The 904-nt window shown below is 33.8% G+C and carries 1 protein-coding gene; it reads right to left on the bottom strand.

Annotated elements, in window-relative coordinates:
* Window positions 1-23: 23 nt before the first annotated feature.
* A complete protein-coding gene (locus ABR854_RS25705) occupies window positions 24-806 on the bottom strand; it encodes an IS5 family transposase (RefSeq protein ID WP_350268724.1) in 783 nt (260 codons plus the stop codon).
* Between the last annotated feature and the right edge of the window lie 98 nt (window positions 807-904).

The following is a 904-nucleotide window of genomic DNA, read 5'->3' as shown; positions in this document are numbered from 1 at the left end:
AGAATATGTTTTGAAATAAAAAGTCAAAATTTTGCCAAAATCATAGAAATAAAGGCTGTTTGCAAAAAAGCGACCGAAGATTCCGTAGTTTTTTCATATTCTTTGGATAACCTTCGATAAAAATTGCACCAAGCAAACGACCGTTCTACTTGCCACCGCCCTTTTTGAGGAATAAATCCTTGCTGTGAAGGTGGCTTTTGAGTGATTTCTACTTCATACTTGCACCAATAAGCAGCCTGCATAAATTGCCCTCTAAATCCATTATCTGCATAAATTAGGCGTAATTTTTTGGCAGATTTATCCAAAATAGGAAACAATTCTATTCCTGCTACACTATCAAATAAATTGGCTGCACAAACAAAAATAGCAAGGGGTAATCCCAATGTATCTACTACTAAAAAACGTTTACGACCATTGACATATTTATTCCCATCTATTCCCGAATCTAACTTGATAAAAGCAACTTTTTTAATACTTTGACTGTCAATAGCCCCTGCGGTAGCTTCTGCCTCTTTACCTTGTCTAACTCGCTCTTTTGCTACTAAATCATTCAAAATATTATCCAAAATACCATTTTTAGTCCATTTTCTGAAATAATAATAAACACTTTGCCAAGGTCCATAACACTCGTCAATATTTCGCCATTGACAGCCTGTTCGGCAAACTTTTAAGATACAGTTTATGACTCTTCTCAAATTTTTAGAAATCTTACGTCCTGTATCAATCTTTTTTGCTATTATTGCCCATTGAGCATCGGTTAGTTCGGTAAATTGAACTGTTTTAATTACAAGTTTTTTGTTTGCCATCTTTGTAGTTTTTTATGATTTGACACCACAAATTTCTACGCCGATGCTTATATTTGAAAATTCGCAATTTTTACCCCTACAATTTCAAAACATATTCT

The sequence above is a fragment of the Emticicia sp. W12TSBA100-4 genome (assembly GCF_040253585.1).
Classification (GTDB): Bacteria; Bacteroidota; Bacteroidia; order Cytophagales; family Spirosomataceae; genus Emticicia.
Note: the sequence above shows the minus strand (reverse complement) of the source record. Positions and strands in the feature narration are given on the sequence as shown.

What these genes read in the sequence shown, in the direction of transcription:
- ABR854_RS25705 (WP_350268724.1), bottom strand. Translation starts at nt 806, where the DNA reads ATGGCAAACAAAAAACTTGTAATTAAAACAGTTCAATTTACCGAACTA.